Consider the following 17,718-nt stretch of genomic DNA (forward strand, 5'->3'; position numbering starts at 1 on the left):
TGGGCGTTCAAGGCCATGTTGGCGTTCGACGGCGAGGCCGACAAGGCGCGCGATGGCTCGGCGTGGCGGGGGGGGCTGCCGACCTGAGGCGGACGGGCGCAGCAACCATTGGAGCAGCCGCCAAGACCTCAGATCAATGAAAATCCCGCGACCCCGGCAGGATGCGCACGTCGCGCGGGTGCCGGTGGGACGGGTGGCGCGACGGCTGCGGGTGAGCGACGACGTCAGCGCGAGACAGTTGAATGTGGGCCTCGTGGTCCTCCGACAGGCGGGACAGTTCTGCGCTGCGGTCGAGGATGCGGCGGGCGACCACGTGGACGACGCCTTCAGGGCTTTTCTCGACCACGCCTTCGACCTGCATCAGGCGGGCGCCCATGACCTCGCGCCGGAACTGGTCCAGCATCCGCGCCCACAGGACCACATTGGTGATGCCCGTCTCGTCCTCCAGGGTGACGAAGACGGCGGCGCCCTTGCCCGGCCGCTGACGCACCAGGACCACGCCTGCGACCTGTACGACGGAGCCGCCGCGCTTGGCCTCAGTCGCCGCGCAGGTCAGCACGCGGTCAGCGGCGAAGATGGGGCGCAGGATGGCCATGGGGTGGGCCTTCAACGACAGGCGCGCGGTCTGATAGTCGGCGGCGACGTGCTCGCCCAGCGGCATCAGGGGCAGATGGGCGTCAGGTTCAGCCCCCAGTTCGCGGGCGCCGCGCTCGCGCGCCTCGGCGGCGGCGAACAGGGGCAGAGGATCGTCGTCGGGTAGGCGACGCACCGCCCACAAGGCCTCGCGACGGTCCTGGCCCAGGGACCGGAAGGCGTCGGCGTCGGCCAGCTTGCGCATGGCGGCGGCGGGCAGTTCGGCGCGGCGGGCCAGGGTTTCGACATCGGCGAAGGGCCTTTGGGCCCGCGCTGTCGACAAGGCGTTGGCCCAGTCCTCTCTGAAGCCGTCGATCTGGCGAAGGCCCAGGCGCAGAATGGGCGCGTCGGCAGGGCCCTCCAGACTGTTGTCCCAGTGGCTGTATGAGACGTCGATGGGGCGCACCTCGACCCCGCCGACCTTCTGCGCCTCGCGCACGATCTGGGCGGGGGCATAGAAGCCCATGGGCTGGCTGTTCAGCAGGGCGCAGGCGAAGGCCGCCGGGTGGCGATGCTTGATCCACGACGAGACGTAGACCAGCCGGGCGAAACTGGCGGCGTGGCTTTCGGGGAAGCCGTAGGAGCCGAAGCCCTTGATCTGGTCGAAGCAGCGCTGAGCGAAGGCTGGATCATAGCCGCGCGCGACCATCCGACTGACCATGCGAGTCTCATAGGCGTGCAGTTTGCCGTCGCCGCGGAACGTGCCCATGGCCTTGCGCAGGCCATTGGCCTCGCGGTCGCTGAATTCGGCGGCGACGATGGCCAGTTTCATCGCCTGCTCCTGAAACAGGGGCACGCCGAGGGTCTTGTGCAACACCTGTTCCAGTTCGTCGGGCGGCCCGTGATCGGGGGAGGGCGAGGAATAGACGACCTCCTCCTCCTTGTTGCGGCGACGCAGATAGGGGTGGACCATGTCGCCCTGAATCGGGCCAGGGCGGACAATGGCGACCTGGATGACGAGATCGTAGAGGCAGCGTGGCCTTAGGCGGGGCAGCATGTTGATCTGGGCCCGGCTTTCGACCTGGAAGACCCCGATGGACTGGCCCCGACACAGCATATCGTAAACGGCCGGGTCCTCGCGCGGGAGGGTGTGCAGTTCCCAGTCCTCATGCTCATGCGTGCGGATCAGGTCGAAGGCCTTGCGGATGCAGGTCAGCATGCCGAGCGCCAGAACATCGACCTTCATCAGGCGCAGGGCGTCGATGTCGTCCTTGTCCCATTCGATGAAAGTCCGGTCCGGCATGGCTGCGTTGCCTATGGGGACCATCTCGTCCAGCCGGTCCTGGGTCAGGACGAAGCCTCCCACGTGCTGGCTGAGATGACGGGGAAAGTTCAGCAGGCGAGACGCCATCTCGACCGCGCGGGCGATCATGGGGTTGGCGGCGTCCAGTCCCGCCTGAATGACGTGGCGATCGTCGATCTCGGTTCCCCAACTGCCCCAGTGGCTGGCGGCCAGACGGGCGGTGATGTCCTCGGTCAGGCCCAGGACCTTGCCCACCTCGCGGATGGCGCTGCGGGGGCGGAAGTGGATGACGGTGGCGGCGATGCCGGCGCGGTGGCGCCCATAGCGTTCGTAGATGTGCTGGATGATCTCTTCGCGCCGCTCATGCTCGAAATCGACATCGATGTCGGGCGGTTCGTTACGGTCCTCGGACAAGAAGCGCTCGAAAAGCAGATCGGAGTCCATCGGATCCACCGAGGTGATGCCCAGGACGTAGCAGACCGCCGAGTTGGCGGCCGAGCCGCGCCCCTGACACAGGATGCGCTTGTCACGCGCCACGCGGACGATGTCGAAGATTGTCAGGAAATAGGGGGCGATGTCCTTGCGGGCGATAAAGGCCAGTTCCTTGTCCAGCAGGGCCTGGACCTTGTCGGGAACGCCGTCGGGATAGCGCATGGCGGCGTGACGCCCCGTAAGCTCTTCCAGCCAGGCCTGCGGGGTCCAATCGGGCGGGACCGGCTCTTCCGGGTATTGATAGCTGAGCTCAGACAGATCGAAGGTCGCGCGCGACAGGAAGGCCGTCGTCTCGGCTGCCGCCTCGGGCGCGTCTTTGAACAGATGGACCATTTCGTCCACGGGCTTCAGCCAGCGTTCAGCGTTGGCTTCCAGCCGACGGCCGGCGGTCTCGATGCTCACGCCTTCGCGGATGCAGGTCAGGACGTCCTGCAGGTCCCGGTCATCGGGCGCGGCGTAGAGGACGTCGTTCAGCGCCAGCAGCGGAACGTCCGCCCGCGCCGCCATGGCCTTCAGCCGGGCCAGCCGGCGCCGGTCGTCGCCGCGCCTGTGCAGGGCGGCGCCCAGCCAGACCGCGCCCGGCGCCGCCTCGGTCATGCGAGTCAGCACCTCTTCCAGCCCTGTCAGCCGATCCGGCGGGACCAGGATCAGCAGCAGGTCTTCAGGATCGGCCAGCAGGTCGCGCAGGCCGATCTCGCACTCGCCCTTTTTAGCCCGGCGATTGCCCAGGGTCAGCAGGCGCGTCAGGCGGCCCCAGCCCGCGCGCGTTTCGGGATAGGCGATGACGTCCGGCGTCCCGTCGTTGAAGACCAGCCGCGCGCCTGTCAGCAGGCGGAAGTCCGCCGCGCGCCGCTTTACCTCTTCGGACAGGGCTGGATCGTTCAGCGGATTCTCGATGAAGGCGATCTCGCCCGGACTGCCGCCCTCGCGCACCTTGTCCGGGGGAGCCAGACCTTCGGCCCGTAGCTCCTTCAGCGCGCTCCAGGCTCGCACCACGCCCGCCACGGTGTTGCGGTCGGCCAGCCCCAGTCCGGCATGGCCGCGCAGGATCGCGGTCAGCACCAGATCCTTGGGATGCGAGGCGCCGCGCAGGAAGGAGAAGTTGCTGGCCGTCGCCAGTTCGGCATAGGCGCCGCCAGGGTCGAGCCTGCTCATGCGAACAGGCCGTGGATGAACCAGCGCGGCTCGGGCGTCTCGCCATAGAGGCCCTGGCGGAACAGCCAGAAGCGACGGCCGTCCCGATCCTCGACCCGGTAATAGTCGCGGGTGCGTTGGCCCGGAGCGCGCCACCATTCGCCGCTGATCCGCTCGGGTCCTTCGGCGCGCGTCACCTCGTGCAGGACGCGGCGCCAGCGGAACTTCAGAGGATAGCCGTCAGGGACTTCGGCCAGGGTTTCGACCGGCTGGGGCGGATCGAACATCTGCAAGGGCCGCAAGGGCGGATCGTCGGGATCGAGGTCGGGCCAGGTCTCGGCGCCATGGCGGGCCGAGGCCGGAACCAGCCGCGCCGCCCGTTCGGGAATGTGCGAGGCGAAGGGCTCGAAACGCAGCACGGCCTCTGGCCCCAGGCGCGCTGTCAGCCGGTCGACCAAATGACTGAATGCCTCCTCGCCGGGCGTCTCGCGCTCCAGTCCCTGCTGGGCTGGCGCCAGGATCTGGGTCCAGGGCACGGACATCCGCATCTGGTCGAAGCCGAAGCCGGGGTCCAGCGGGACGGCCAGGGCCGCCATCCGCTCGCGGAACAGCCGCAGGGTCGCGTGCGCGTCGCGGGTCGGACGGCCGGTGCGGACGGCGATCCGACGCGTCTCGCCGTCCACGCGATAGAAGCCGGCCTCGAAGGCGCGGCCGCCTAGGCCCGTCTGATCCAGTCGGTCCATGGTCTCGATCAGCAGGTCGGACAGAACCCGCTCGATGTCTTCAGGCGCCGAGATCGGCTCGAAGAAGACGCGGTCGACCACGACGGGTGCGGCCGGACGATGCGGGGAGATGCGCACGTCCTCGTCGCCCAGAACTCGCGCCAGCTGGGCGGGAAAATCGGCGCCGAAACGGGCGGCCAAAGGCGCGCGGGGCCGGTCGTCCAGGTCAGCCAGACGTTTCAGCCCTGCGCGGCGCAAGGCCTGTTCCTCCTTTTGCGGCAACTCCAGAGCGGCGACGGGCAGGCGGCGTGCGGCGGCGCGCTCCTGCTCGGGCTCGAACCGCCCGCCGGGTCCGAAACGCGCCAGGGCGCGAGCGACCTGAGGCGTTGCGGCCAGGGCGCATCGCGTTTGAAGCCCGGCGCGTTCGGCACGCGTCTGAACCGTCCGCATCAGGTCCGCTTCGCCGCCGAACAGGTGGGCGCAGCCGGTCACGTCCAACATCAGGCCGTGCGGCGGGTCGAGCGCGATCATGGGGGTGAAGCGGCCGAAATCCTCCAACACCCGTCCCAGCAGGGCGTCGTCCAGGTCCGGTCGATGGGCGACGACGCGCAAGGCGGGAGTCCGCGCCCGCGCATCGGCCAGGGCGAGGCCGGGGGTCAGTCCCGCTCGCGCGGCCGTCGGATCGACCGCCGCTAGCCGCAGGGCGCCCTTGATCTTCTCGGCCAGGACGACGGGCGTATCCTCAGGCGGCGCGTCTTCGCGCTGCTCCTGACGCCGCAGTCGGTCGCTGGGCAGCCAGGGGAACCAGACCGCCAGATAGCGGCGCGGGTGCGCGGAAGGTTCGCTGTTCACGATCCCACTCCATGATCCAGGTTCCGGTCGCCCCGCCGCCGCGCCGCCGCAGCAGGGTCGCCGAAAAAGACGGCCGCCCCGGCGCCTCGCCTTCCAAGGGTTCTGAAGCGCAGGACGCCACTGACCAGCGGGTCTCGGCCGCGCTGGGGCAGGGCAGGGCGCCCGCCCGCGCCAGGAACAGGGTCGCGCCGCCCGCCTCGGCCGCCAGAGCCAGTCGCCGGCTGGCCGTCAGGCTGAAGGCCTTGGCCTCGCCCCAGGCGCTCAACAGCACGGCGCCCACGGCGGGACTGCGGAGGGCCTCTTCGCCCACGGCCAGCAGGGTCTGCACGTCGCGCGCCCGCACCAGCAACAAGTCCCGCGGCGACAGCCCCATCTCATGCAGGCCCGGACCGTGCGGCCGCCCCGCCTCCTGGGCCATCATCTCATGCAGGCCCCAGACGATGGGCCGCTCCGCCGCCGCCCGCAGCGCCATGCCCAGCCCGAAGGCGTTGACCGCCACCGCGTCAGCGGGCGCAGCGGCGTAGAGATCGTGAACCACGCCGGTCGCCAGAGGGGCGAAGACATCCTCACCCGCATGACGTTCAGGTGTAGCGACGCGTCGTGCGCCACATCGCTCAAGCGCCTCCAGTCGCGCCTTCAGCGCAGTCAGCGCTTCTGGTTGTGAACAAATGTTCCTCATTTGTTCTATATGCGCTCCTGCCCATGGGAGGAGTCAAGCGAGGCAGAAAGATTATCCAGCCCGGAGCGTAGGGCCCGGCGATCTCCGTTTAGCGCCCTGCAATGATAAGACGGCGGCGCCGATTTGAGATGATGTTTGAGTGACGGGCGGCATGTCGCCACACGCTACGACTCCTGGGCCTAAGACGGAGCGCGCTTGGTCGTGCTGGCGCAACGCAACGGGGGGGCGGCCCTAAAAGTATTTTGGTGCTCGGATGGGGCATACCGCTTTTCATTCATTTAGCGCTAAGTTAATGAACGAGGGCCGGAGAGGGTTCTAGAGGCCAGCCCGGCGTATGGGAGGCTTCAAAAACGTGACTGATAACACTGTGCCGCTGTGCTCGATCCTCGCTCATCACGCGGCGAGGAATCCTGGGCGCCTTGCGCTCATCATGGACGACCTGCGTCTGACCTATGCGGAGTTGGACGCGCGCTCGACGAAACGCGCGCGCTTCATGCAGGCTCGTGGGGTGGGGCAGGACGACTATGTCACCGTGGCGCTGCCGAACGGGCTGGACTTCTACGAAACGATCTTTGGTATTTGGAAGCTGGGGGCGACCCCGAACGTGGTGTCCGCTCGCTTGGCGCCGGTCGAGTTGGAGCACATCCTTGACCTGGTGGGGCCGCGCCTGTTCGTCGGCCAATGCCCGCGCGAGGACATCCCCACGGTAGATGGCGCCTTCGACGGGTATCGGGCGCTTTCGGCCGAACCTCTGCCGCCGGCTATCGCCAGGAACTGGAAGGCCATGACCAGCGGGGGGTCCACCGGGCGGCCCAAGGTGATCGTCGACGCCATGCCGGCGCAGTGGAACACCACCGAGGGTTTCCTGCACCAGCAACCCGGCGAGGTCGTCCTGAACCCGGGGCCGCTGTATCACAACGCGCCGTTCCACTGCATCACCATGGCCATGTTCACCGGCAACACCATTGTGGAGATGCAGAAGTTCGACGCCCAGCGGGCCCTCGATCTGATCGAAGAGCATGGCGTCAACTGGGTGACCATGGTTCCGACCATGATGCACCGCATCTGGCAGCTGGGGCCGGAGGTCCTGGGCCGCTACAAGCTTCCGACCCTGCGCATGATGCTGCACATGGCGGCGCCCTGCGCGCCCTGGCTCAAGGAAGCCTGGATCGACTGGTTGGGTAGCGATCGCGTCTGGGAATATTACGGCACCACAGAGGCGACAGGCTCGACCATCATTTCCGGGACCGACTGGCTGCAGCGTAAGGGTTCGGTGGGCAAGGTCCGTCCTGGCTATGATCTTAGGATCCTCGACGCCGATGGCCGTGAATGTGCGGTGGGCGAGGTGGGCGAGGTCTTTTTCCGACCAGAAACCGGACCGTCGTCGACCTACCATTATCTGGGCAGCGACTCGCGCCTGGTCGGCGAATACGAGACCATGGGCGACCTCGGCAGCGTGGATGCGGAGGGCTATCTGTATCTGTCGGACCGTCGCAACGACCTGATCATCTCGGGCGGCGCCAATATCTATCCGGCCGAAGTCGAGGCGGCGCTGGAAGCTCATCCGGACGTGCGCGGCAGCGCCGTGATCGGGTTGCCGCACGATGAATGGGGTTCAGTGGTGCACGCCATCGTGCAGCCGATGGACGGCTCGACCCTCAGCGAAGAGGTTTTGCTGGAGTTCATCAGCGCGACGCTGAGCCGTTACAAGATGCCGAAACGCATTGAGTTCACCAACGAGGCCTTACGTGACGAAGCGGGCAAGGTCCGGCGCGCCGCTTTGAGGCAGGCGCGCCTGCCTCAATAAGGATTGCGGCCGGTCGGGACGCGCGTCAGCTTGACTGGGGCGCGTCCTTTTTCTTGCTGGCGGCGAAGACGGCGGCGAAGCCCGCGGCCATGAAGGTGACGAAACGCTCCCGCACGGCTTGAAAGTCGTCAGAACTGCAAGCGCCGTTCGATAGACGGTCAATCCGGCCCGTGCGCGACAGGATCAGGGTGTAGGCGCCGGACGTCAGTTGGAAACACCAGAAGAGGTCTTCGTCGCTCGCATCAGGGACGGCCTTCTTCAACAGTTCGATCAGGCGCAGCACCAGGGGATCGAAATACTCGTCCATCAGCTCCGTGCCGTAGCCGGGCGCATTGTTGACCTGGGCGAAGATGCGGCCAAAGCTGCGCCAGCCTTCTTCGCCATGGATATAGGCGTCAAAGGCGTTGTCGTAGAAAGCGCGCAGGGCCCCCTCGATGGTCACGTTGTCGCCGACGGCATTGGCGTAGTCGTCCAGCCCGGCGATACGCGCCGATACGGCCAGTTCAACCCGCCGCTCCCACACAGCCTCGAACAATGACTGCTTGCCGTCGTGGTAGTAGTGGATCAGGGCGGGGTGGATGCCCATGGCGTCTGCGACATCCTTGATCGTGACGCCGAAGTAGCCGCGTTGAGAGAATAGATCCTCCGCCGTGTCGAGAATCAGTTTTTCGGTCGCTGCGCGTTGTTCAGCGCGCGAGCGGCGGACTTTTTTCTCAGGCGTGGTGGCCATTGGGGCGGGACTCTCCAGTAGGCGCTCTGACGTGACGGGCTGGATGAAACGGTACCCATCCGAGCGGCTGGCGCGATGCTCCGTCATGAATAACACGCATTTCATTTAGCTGCGACAAAATGAACTTGACGGGAAAGTTTCATTTAGTGCTAAGTGAATGAATGGGTGGCTGGCCGAGGCGGCGGCCACGAACTAGAGCGGCCAAAGTCGCCATCGGGAGGTCAATTTGAAAGTCGTTCGTCATTCGACGAAGCGCGCAGCCGTGTGCGGCGCTTCTCTGCTCACCCTCATGCTGGCGGCCGGCCAGGTTCAGGCCCAAGAGGTCGGCCCTGACGACGAGGCCGTCGCCGTCGATGAGATCATCGTCACGGGGACGAGCATCCGCGGCGTGCCCCCGGTGGGCTCCAACCTCATCGGCGTGAGCCGCGCGGATGTCGAGCGTCTTGGTGCGGCCAATACGCCGGACATTCTGGCGTCCGTGCCCCAGCTGAACAGCTTCAACACCGCGCCTGTGGCCGCCAGCGGCGGTTTCGGCACCTTTGCGCCGGGCATGCGTGGTCTGCCGTCCAGCGCCACCCTGCCGCTGATGAACGGTCACCGCCTGGTGGCGGCCGCGGCCAATGACACCGCGCCCGACTATCCGTTGATCCCGGCTCTGGCCATTGAGCGTGTGGAGGTCGTGGCCGACGGCGCCTCTTCGATCTACGGCTCCGACGCTGTCACGGGCGTGGTCAACTTCATCACCCGTCGCCGTGTCGACGGCGTCGAGGCGAGCGCCAACTACGGCGTGGGCGACGCCTATTATCAGGGCCACTTCGGCGTGCTGGCCGGCAAGACGTTCGAGCGCGGCTCGGCGCTGGTCGCCTATCAGTATACCCAGAACGACAGCATCACCGGCGGCGACCGCGACTATCGTACGCAGGACTTCACCAAACAGGGCGGTCTGGACGCGCGTGCGGTCAACTGCCCGACGCCGAACGTGCTGTACGATACGAGCTTCTACGCCGTGTATCACGCGGCGCCGGCCCTGGTCGCCGGCACGAAGAACTACTGCGACAACGGCGCCGTAGTCGATCTCTACCCCTCGACAGAACTGCACAGCCTGTTCGCGTCGGGCGAGTATCTTGTCTCTGACAAGATCCGGCTGTGGGGCGAGGCCCTCTATGCCGATCGCCATGACGAAATGCGCGTGGGGCTGCCGGTTCAATCGGTGGCGATGAGCGCCGCCAATCCCTTCTTCAGAGGCCCGGCGGGCGGCGCGGCCAATGTGGCCTATGTGCTGTTCCGCCCGGACAACATCGTCGGCGCCGACCACTTCATCAACCGGGACGACAAGCAGGTCTTCAACGGCTCGGCGGGCGTTGATTTCCAGCTGCCGCGCGAGTTTGAACTGACGCTGGGCGGCACGTTCGGCCGGACGGACAACGACGCCTATATTCCGGCCATCAACACTGCGGCGATCATGGCGGCGGGTTTCGGAACCACGGCGGCGACGGCGCTGGATCCGTTCGGCGATGGCACTTCGGAAGCGGTCAAACAGGCCGTCCTCTCCAATGCGGCTACGGCTGTGGGCATCACTCAGGCCATGGACATGGCTTCGGCCCGTTTGAGCGGTCCGCTGTTCGAGCTGCCCGGCGGCACGATGAAAATCGCTCTGGGCGCCGAATACCGGAAGGAAACCTTTGAGCAGCGCGGGGTCGTGGGGGTCTCTCCGGTGCCCGAGAAGCTCGACCGCGATATCAGCTCGTTCTACGGCGAAATCTTCGCCCCGCTGGTCAGCGAAGCCAACGCCCTGCCGCTGGTGCAGAAGCTGTCGCTGTCGCTGTCGGGCCGCTATGATAAATACAGCGACTTCGGCGAAACCTCGAACCCGAAGGTCGGCGTGAACTGGACGCCTGCAGACGGTCTGGACCTGCGCGCTTCTTACGGCCAATCGTTCCGTGCGCCGGGCATGCGCCAGATCGGCGCGACGGTCGGGGCCTATTATCTGGATGCGGCCACTTCGGTCGTCGGCGCCAATGACCCGACGCGCGGCCCCAATCAGGTCGCCACCATCTATCTGCTGGGCGGGAACAAGAACCTGCAGCCGGAAGAGGCTGAAACCTGGTCGCTGGGCGCGGACTGGACGCCGTCGTTCGCACCCAACTTCAAGGCCAGCGTCACCTACTACAATATCGAGTACATCAACACGATCGGCGTGCCGTCGGCCGCCATGGTCTTCACCGACCCGACCTTCTCCAAGGTCATCCAGCGCGACCCGACCGCGAGCGAGCTTCAGGCCCTGCTGGCCGGCCATGTGAACGTCAACGTTCCGTCGGCGATCCCGGCGGCCGTGAACTTCCTCGACCTGCGCCTCAACAACTTCGGGATGCGCAGCACTGACGGTCTGGACATGTTCTTCCGCTACAACTGGCCGACCGATTTCGGGTTGGTCTATGCGGACCTGTCGGCCAACTACATCCTGAACTACGACGTCAAACAGACGCCGAACTCAGCAGTGGCCGACAGCCTGGACCTGGGCATTCCGCAAACGACGGCGCGCTTCACCCTTGGCGCCGACGTGGGCGCCTGGAGCGTGGCGAGCTTCGTCAACTTCCGCGGCGAATACACCAACAACTACGCCACCCCGACCGGCGTGGCCCAGTACACTTCCTCGCCGTACGTGACGGTCGACCTGCGCGTGTCCTGGACGCTGCCCGACGCCGGCTGGTCGCAAGGCATGACGGCTTCGCTCCAGGTCAATGACCTGCTGGACGAGACCCCGCCTTACTTCCCGGCCACCGACGGCATCGGCGGGGCCTACAACCCCATTGGCCGTTTCGTTGCGCTGAACCTGCGCAAGAAGTTCTAAGCAGCGACCTGTGGTGGCGTGATGAGTCATGAAGCACTGGCCCGGTCTCTGGGCTTTGATCCGGAAACCCTGAAGGCCATTCGCCCGAAACTGCAAGCCTTCGTCGATCGCGATGAACTGGCCGGGATGGTGGCGCTGGCCTCGCGTAACGGGCAGGTCTTCTATGAGGAGCAGATCGGCTGGCAGGACCGCGAGGCTAAAAAGCCGATGCGTCCGGACAGCCAGTTCCGCATCGCCTCGATGAGCAAGCCGGTGACCTCGGTCCTGGCCATGATGCTGGTGGAGGAAGGCTTGATGGCGCTCGAGGATCCAGTCACGCGCTGGATCCCCGAGTTGGCCAATCGTCAGGTTCTGCTCGACCCGGCAGGCCCGCTGGACCAGACCGAGCCGGCTCATCGCGACATCACGGTCGAGGACCTTCTGACCCACCGGTCGGGACTGGCCTATGCGCCCTTTTCCGAAGGCCCCATCCAGGCGGCCTATAATGCGGCGCTGGGCGATCCCGGCATCAATGAAAAGTCGGTCGATGAATGGCTGGCGGGGCTGGGGACGTTGCCGCTGTCGTGCCAGCCGGGGCATCATTTCCACTATGGGCATTCGACCGAGGTTCTCGGCTTCCTGATCGGCCGCGTCCTCGGCGTTTCGGTGCGCGAGGCCATGCTGGAGAAGGTGCTGCATCCGCTGGGGATGATGGACACCGACTTCTGGCTGCCGAAAGACAAGCTGGATCGTCTGGCCAGCCTCTATGCCTATCTGGAGGGCGTGGATGGACTGGCCCGGGTGGACATCCCGGTCTTCGACGCCCCGCCCGAATATACGCCGGCGGGCGGCGGACTGGTGTCGACCGCACCAGACTATCACCGCTTCGTTCGTATGCTGCTGAACGGCGGCGAGCTGGACGACGTTCGTCTGCTCAAGCCAGAGACGGTCGAGCTGATGCTGACCAACCGCCTGACGCCGGAACAGCGGGCGTATCCGTTCGCGGGCATGGATCTGTGGACCAAGTCCGGCTTCGGCCTGGGTCTGGCGATCACCGAGGAGCTGACCGACAACCCTTATGGCTACGGCGAAGTCGGCAGCTTCACCTGGCCGGGCGTGTTCGGCACGTGGTGGCAGGCCGATCCGGCCAACGACATGGTGATGATCTTCCTGATCCAGCACCAGGTGCCGGTTTCCGCCAACAGCGGCTCGACGATCGCCACGGGGCGCGGCGCCGCCGGGCGCAAGGCCCTGCCGGTGTTCCAGCAAGGCATCTATGGCGCACTCAACGGGGCCGGGCGCTAGGCGCGATCTGGCCGTGGAGTTCGGGGCGAAAGCATGTGGGGAGCGGCATGAGTCACACCAGTAACCCAGCGACACGGGCGGCGCTGCGTAGCCAGCCTCTCAAACGCGTTTTCAAACTCACCTACGGTTCGGGAGCCTTGGCCGACGGCATTGTCGTCGCTGGCTTCGGCTTCTTCCTGCTGTTCTTCCTCACGGCCGTCTGCGGCATGAGCGGCACCATGGCCGGGCTGGCCAAGATGATCGCTCTGCTGGTGGACGGGGTGGCCGATCCGGCCATCGGCCTGGCCAGCGACCGGCTGAAATCCCGCTATGGCCGCCGAGTGCCTTTCATGGCGTTGGGCCTGATCCCCTTCGTCCTGTCGTTCGGCCTGCTGTTCTCCATGCCGGAGAGCCTGACCGGAGCGGCGCAGTTCATCTACGCCACCGTCTGTCTGGTGGTGCTGCGGGTCTCGCTGTCGGGTTTCGTGCTGCCCTATACCGCTGTCGGCGCCGAGGTGACCGACAACCATACAGAGCGGGCCAGCATCGTGGCCTATCGCCTGTCGTTCCAGAACGCCGGCATCCTGCTCGGCGTGGTCCTGGGTCTGGGCGTCTTCATGTCCGGCGCCACGGGGATGTTGGAGCGCGAAAACTATGTCCCGTTCGGCTGGACCTGCGCCTTCGCCATGTTCCTGGCCGGCATGATCGCCATTCGCTCGGTCTGGTCGGTTCAGCCCCGCCTGCACGGGCCGGAGAAGAGCAAGGAGAACCTCCTGCTGGGCTTCTTCCGCGAGATGAAGGAGTTGAAGCGCAACCGCTCCTTCATGCTGCTGTTCGGAACGGTGCTGCTGTATTTTCTGGCCTATTCGACCCATTCGTCGCTGGCCCTGCATTCAAGCCGTTACTTCTGGGGGCTGGATACGACGGCTATCCAGATGATCCTGCTGAGCGCCTGTCTGGGGCCAGTCCTGGGGGCGCCGCTCAGCACGCTGATCCTGCGCCGCATGGAAAAGCGCACTCTGTCGCTGATCGCCTATTTCGCCATTGCGGTGCTGCTGTTCTGGCCGCCGCTTTACCAAGTCCTGTCGCCGGTGAAACTGACGCCGGACGCGGCGGCTATCGTGCTGCTGATCAACGGCATGCTCATGGGCACCGCCATCATGGTCGGCGGCGTCGGCTTCCAGTCGATGATGGCCGACACCGCAGACGAGCATGAGTATCTTTTCGGCGTGCGCCGCGAAGGGCTGTTCTTCTCGGGTCTGACGCTGGCGTTCAAGGCGGCCTCGGGCGTCGGGGGCCTGATCGCCGGCGTGGCGCTGGACTTGATCCGCTTCCCCACGGACATCGCTTCGCGTCCGGATCTGGTGATCCCCAGCGAGGTCCTGACCAAGCTGGCGCTGGCGTCCGGCCCGCTGCCTGCTTTGATCGCCTTCCTCGCGCCGCTGTTCCTGTTCGGCTATCGCCTGACACGCAAGCGCCACGCGGAAATCATCGCCGCTCTGGACGCCCGCAAGGCCGGCGCCGAGTGACGGCGCGGCCAGCCGGGACGGGGGGCCTGGCTGGCCGCTTTACGACAATGGAGAACGCTCATGATCAGACTTGACGGCCAGGTAGCCATTGTGACCGGCGCCGGCGGCGGCCTGGGTCGCTCCCACGCCCTGTTGCTGGCCAAGCGCGGAGCCAAGGTGGTCGTCAACGACATGGGCGCCGGCGCGGACGCAGTCGTGGCCGAGATCAAGGCCGCTGGCGGTGAGGCGATGGCGGCCATCGGCTCCGTCACGGACGAGGCCTTCATCAACGCCATGGTCAAGACGGCTCATGAGCAATGGGGCCGGATCGATATTCTGGTGAACAACGCCGGCATCCTGCGCGACAAGAGCTTCGGCAAGATGGACCTCGACTCGTTCCGCCTGATCCTGGACGTCCATGTCATGGGTTCGGTCATTCCGACCAAGGCGGTCTGGGAGATCATGCGGGCCCAGAACTATGGCCGGATCGTCATGACCAGCTCGTCGTCTGGAATCTTCGGCAATTTCGGCCAGGCCAACTACAGCGCCGCCAAGATGGCCGTAGTCGGCTTCATGCAGACGCTGGGGCTGGAAGGCGAGCGCTACAACATCCGCGTCAATGCGCTGGCGCCGACCGCCGCCACGCAGATGATGGAAGGCCTGATGCCTCAAGAGACCGTGGACCTGATCCGGCCCGAGTTTGTTTCGCCGGCGGTGCTGGCGCTTGTGCACGCCGATGCGCCCAACCGCACCATCATCTGCGCCGGAGCCAAGAGCTTCGAGGCCGCCCGCATCTCTATGACGCGCGGCATCCACGTGCCTGCCGATGCCGACGATATCGCTGAGATCCTGGTCGAACGGTTTGACGAGCTGATCGACCCGGCCAACGATATCGTCCCCCATCAAGCCTTTGACCAATCGAAGCTGGAACTGGGCAAGGCCGGTTTCGGCCCCGGTATCTGAGGATGCAGATGAGCCGTCTTCGATCTTTCCTTGTCGCGGGCGTGTTGTCGCTGGCCCTGCTGCCGGCGACGGCCCTGGCCGGTTCGCCGGTGGCGATGACCACGGCCGGTCAGGTCAGGGGTCAGGTCGAAGGCGGCCTTGCCGTGTTCAAGGGCGTTCCCTTCGCAAAGCCGCCCGTCGGCGACTTGCGATGGCGCGCGCCTCAGCCGGTGGAGGCGTGGAGCGGGGTGCAGGACACCACACGCTTCGGCGCGGCCTGCATGCAGGCCAGGACGCCGGTCGCCGACTATGAAGCGATCAGCGAGGACTGCCTTTACCTCAACGTCTGGGCGCCAGGGGGCGCCAAGGACCTGCCCGTGATGGTCTGGATTCACGGCGGGTCGCTGAGCATGGGGGCAGGGCACGAGCCCTTTTACGACGGCGCCTCGTTGGCTCGCGAGGGGCTGGTCGTCGTCACCATCAATTATCGCCTCGGCCCGTTCGGCTGGCTGGCCCACCCGGCCCTGAGCGCCGAGACGCCAGAAAACATCTCTGGCAACTATGGTCTGCTGGACCAGGTCGCGGCTTTGGAATGGGTGAGGGACAACATCGCCGCCTTTGGCGGGGACGCCGGTCGCGTGACCATCGCGGGCGAGAGCGCGGGCGCGCTCAGCGTCATGTACCTGATGACCTCGCCCAGGGCCGAGGGGCTGTTCCACGGCGCCATCGCCCAAAGCCCCTATATGATCACCTCGCCTGTGTTGCGAGACACGCCCTATGTCGGCTGGCCGGACTCAGAACTGGCGGGGACGACGGTGGCCACGGCGCTGGGGGCCCAGACCGCTGACGAGCTTCGCGCCCTCTCTGCCGACGAGATCTTGGCCAAGCTGCCGGCGACCGGCTACTTCCCCATGGGGACCGTGGACGGCCACATCCTCCCTAAGCAGGTGATCGACGCCATCGACGCGGGCGAACAGGCCAAGACGCCGGTTCTGGCGGGCTTCAATGAGGGTGAAATCCGCTCCCTGCGGATTCTCCTGCCGCCAAAGCCCGAGACCCAGGAGGACTGGATCCGCGAGATCCGGACCCGCTATGGCGATCTGGCCGGTCCCTTCCTTGAGCTCTATCCGGGGGAGGACCTCGACGCCTCCATGTTGGCGGCCACGCGAGACGGTCTGTATGGCTGGAGCGCCGAGCGGCTGGTCGAGGGCCAGCAGAAAGTCGGGCTAAATAGCTATCTCTACTATTGGGATCACGGCTACCCCGCCCAGGAGGCCCATAATCTGCGGGCCTTCCACGCTTCGGAAATCCCTTACGTGTTCGGGACAGCCGATCGCCTGCCCGCCTACTGGCCGCGCCCGCCTGCGACCCCGGACGAAGACGGACTGTCCCAGGCTATGACCCGCTACTGGGCCAGCTTCGTCAAGACGGGCCGCCCCATGGCCGAGGGAGAGAGCGACTGGCCCGCCTATGGCGACGCCCAGGCCTATCTGCACGTCGACGACCGCCCTGCGGCGCGCATCAAAACTCAGAATGGCTACGAGTTGCATGAAGAGGTGGTCTGTCGCCTCCGAGCCGCCGGCGACCTGGCGTGGTTCTGGAATATCGGATTGATTGCTCCATCCGTGCCGCAGACTGAAACCTGTTCGCCCGCCTTCAACACCCCTGCCAAGTGAGGACCCGCCATGCGTGAAGCCGTAATCGTCTCGACCGCCCGCACCCCGATCGGCCGGGCCTATCGTGGGGCCTTCAACGACACCCCGTCGCCGACCCTGATGGCCCATGCGCTGAAGGCCGCCGTCACCCGCGCCGGTATTGATCCGGCTGAGATCGACGACTGCATCATCGGCTCGGCGCTGCCGCAGGGCGTGCAGCACACCATCGGCCGCACGGCGGCGCTGGCGGCCGGCTTCCCCGTCAGCGTGGCGGGTATGACCATCGATCGGCAGTGCGCCTCCGGCCTCATGGCCATAGCCACGGCGGCCAAGCAGATCATCACCGACCAGATGCCCATCGTCGTGGCGGGCGGGGTGGAAAGCATCTCCATGGTCCAGGACGCGGCCCTGCGGGTCAGCACGGACCCTTCAGTTCTGGCCCAGGCGCCGGACGCCTATATGCCCATGCTGCAAACCGCCGAGGTGGTGGCACAGCGCTATGGCATCGGGCGCGAGGCGTGCGACGCTTATGGCCTGCAATCCCAGCAACGCACGGCGGCGGCCCAGGCCGCGGGCAAGTTCGACGACGAGATCGTGCCCCTGACCAGCCGCATGAAGGTCGTGGACAAGGCCACGGGCGAGGTCTCCTATCGCGACGTCACGCTCGAGAAGGACGAGGGCAATCGCGCCGACACCACGCTGGAGGGCTTGCAGGGCCTGCGCACAGTGATCGAGGGCGGCATCATCACGGCGGGCAACGCCAGCCAGCTGTCAGACGGGGCCTCGGCCTGTGTTCTGATGGAGGCAGGGGAGGCGGCGCGCCGCGGTCTGCAGCCCCTCGGTCGCTACGTCGGCATGGCCGTGGCGGGCACCGAACCGGACGAAATGGGCATAGGCCCCGTCTTCGCCGTGCCGCGTCTTCTGGAGCGCTTCGGCCTCAAGGTCTCCGACATCGGCCTATGGGAACTGAACGAAGCTTTTGCGGTCCAGGTGCTGTATTGCCGCGACCGTCTGGGCATTCCGGATGACAGGTTGAACGTCAATGGCGGCGCCATTTCGATCGGCCATCCCTACGGCATGTCGGGCGCCCGCATGGTTGGCCACGCCCTGATCGAAGCCAAGCGCCGGGGCGAACGTTATGCCGTCGTCACCATGTGCGTCGGCGGCGGCATGGGCGCGGCGGGGCTGTTCGAGGTCCTCTGAGTGT

General features: G+C 66.2%; 11 protein-coding genes. 7 read left to right on the forward strand and 4 right to left on the reverse strand.

Features of this window, described 5'->3' with window-relative positions:
- Positions 1-133: 133 nt before the first annotated feature.
- The 3 genes from PIB44_RS07620 to PIB44_RS07630 are packed head-to-tail and all read right to left on the reverse strand — an operon-like array spanning position 134 to position 5,755.
- Positions 134-3,523 carry an error-prone DNA polymerase gene (locus PIB44_RS07620; RefSeq protein WP_278070936.1) on the reverse strand — a complete coding sequence of 1,130 codons (3,390 nt, stop codon included), beginning with the start codon at positions 3,521-3,523 and terminating at the stop codon, positions 134-136.
- Positions 3,520-5,076 carry a Y-family DNA polymerase gene (locus PIB44_RS07625; RefSeq protein ID WP_278070937.1) on the reverse strand — a complete coding sequence of 519 codons (1,557 nt, stop codon included), beginning with the start codon at positions 5,074-5,076 and terminating at the stop codon, positions 3,520-3,522. Before PIB44_RS07625 ends, PIB44_RS07620 begins: the two co-directional genes overlap by 4 nt.
- Positions 4,967-5,755 carry an ImuA family protein gene (locus tag PIB44_RS07630; protein ID WP_278070938.1) on the reverse strand — a complete coding sequence of 263 codons (789 nt, stop codon included), beginning with the start codon at positions 5,753-5,755 and terminating at the stop codon, positions 4,967-4,969. Before PIB44_RS07630 ends, PIB44_RS07625 begins: the two co-directional genes overlap by 110 nt.
- Before the next feature lie 430 nt (positions 5,756-6,185).
- On the opposite strand from PIB44_RS07630, the gene PIB44_RS07635 reads away from it, so the two are divergent.
- Complete coding sequence (locus tag PIB44_RS07635; RefSeq protein ID WP_278070939.1) at positions 6,186-7,562, forward strand: AMP-binding protein; 1,377 nt, start codon at positions 6,186-6,188, stop codon at positions 7,560-7,562.
- A gap of 25 nt (positions 7,563-7,587) precedes the next feature.
- On the opposite strand, the gene PIB44_RS07640 is transcribed toward PIB44_RS07635, so the two are convergent.
- A complete protein-coding gene (locus PIB44_RS07640; RefSeq protein WP_025976855.1) occupies positions 7,588-8,292 on the reverse strand; it encodes a TetR/AcrR family transcriptional regulator in 705 nt (234 codons plus the stop codon).
- A gap of 262 nt (positions 8,293-8,554) precedes the next feature.
- Between PIB44_RS07640 and PIB44_RS07645 the strand changes: the two genes are divergently transcribed.
- From PIB44_RS07645 to PIB44_RS07670, 6 genes are read left to right on the forward strand one after another with little or no spacing between them, the layout of a single operon-like run.
- Positions 8,555-11,143 carry a TonB-dependent receptor plug domain-containing protein gene (locus PIB44_RS07645; RefSeq protein ID WP_278070940.1) on the forward strand — a complete coding sequence of 863 codons (2,589 nt, stop codon included), beginning with the start codon at positions 8,555-8,557 and terminating at the stop codon, positions 11,141-11,143.
- Between the two features lie 21 nt (positions 11,144-11,164).
- Positions 11,165-12,427 carry a serine hydrolase domain-containing protein gene (locus PIB44_RS07650; protein WP_278070941.1) on the forward strand — a complete coding sequence of 421 codons (1,263 nt, stop codon included), beginning with the start codon at positions 11,165-11,167 and terminating at the stop codon, positions 12,425-12,427.
- 47 nt (positions 12,428-12,474) lie between these two features.
- Positions 12,475-13,935, forward strand: coding sequence for an MFS transporter (locus PIB44_RS07655; protein ID WP_278070942.1), 1,461 nt, complete (start codon positions 12,475-12,477; stop codon positions 13,933-13,935).
- A 60-nt stretch (positions 13,936-13,995) separates the two neighbouring features.
- The gene (locus PIB44_RS07660; protein ID WP_025976969.1) at positions 13,996-14,877 is read left to right on the forward strand and encodes an SDR family NAD(P)-dependent oxidoreductase; all 882 of its coding nucleotides are present in this window, start codon (positions 13,996-13,998) and stop codon (positions 14,875-14,877) included.
- An 8-nt stretch (positions 14,878-14,885) separates the two neighbouring features.
- Positions 14,886-16,532 carry a carboxylesterase/lipase family protein gene (locus PIB44_RS07665; protein WP_278070943.1) on the forward strand — a complete coding sequence of 549 codons (1,647 nt, stop codon included), beginning with the start codon at positions 14,886-14,888 and terminating at the stop codon, positions 16,530-16,532.
- 9 nt (positions 16,533-16,541) lie between these two features.
- Complete coding sequence (locus PIB44_RS07670) at positions 16,542-17,714, forward strand: acetyl-CoA C-acyltransferase (RefSeq protein WP_278070944.1); 1,173 nt, start codon at positions 16,542-16,544, stop codon at positions 17,712-17,714.
- Positions 17,715-17,718: the final 4 nt, after the last annotated feature.

It is taken from the genome of Brevundimonas sanguinis (assembly GCF_029636725.1).
GTDB classification, from domain to species: Bacteria; Pseudomonadota; Alphaproteobacteria; order Caulobacterales; family Caulobacteraceae; genus Brevundimonas; species Brevundimonas sanguinis.

Bases quoted from the DNA above. Each gene is read 5' to 3' on its own strand.
- PIB44_RS07650 (WP_278070941.1), top strand. From the start codon at position 11,165: ATGAGTCATGAAGCACTGGCCCGGTCTCTGGGCTTTGATCCGGAAACC.
- PIB44_RS07630 (WP_278070938.1), bottom strand. From the start codon at position 5,755: ATGAGGAACATTTGTTCACAACCAGAAGCGCTGACTGCGCTGAAGGCG.
- PIB44_RS07640 (WP_025976855.1), bottom strand. From the start codon at position 8,292: ATGGCCACCACGCCTGAGAAAAAAGTCCGCCGCTCGCGCGCTGAACAA.
- PIB44_RS07620 (WP_278070936.1), bottom strand. From the start codon at position 3,523: ATGAGCAGGCTCGACCCTGGCGGCGCCTATGCCGAACTGGCGACGGCC.
- PIB44_RS07635 (WP_278070939.1), top strand. From the start codon at position 6,186: ATGGACGACCTGCGTCTGACCTATGCGGAGTTGGACGCGCGCTCGACG.
- PIB44_RS07670 (WP_278070944.1), top strand. From the start codon at position 16,542: ATGCGTGAAGCCGTAATCGTCTCGACCGCCCGCACCCCGATCGGCCGG.
- PIB44_RS07655 (WP_278070942.1), top strand. From the start codon at position 12,475: ATGAGTCACACCAGTAACCCAGCGACACGGGCGGCGCTGCGTAGCCAG.
- PIB44_RS07660 (WP_025976969.1), top strand. From the start codon at position 13,996: ATGATCAGACTTGACGGCCAGGTAGCCATTGTGACCGGCGCCGGCGGC.
- PIB44_RS07665 (WP_278070943.1), top strand. From the start codon at position 14,886: ATGAGCCGTCTTCGATCTTTCCTTGTCGCGGGCGTGTTGTCGCTGGCC.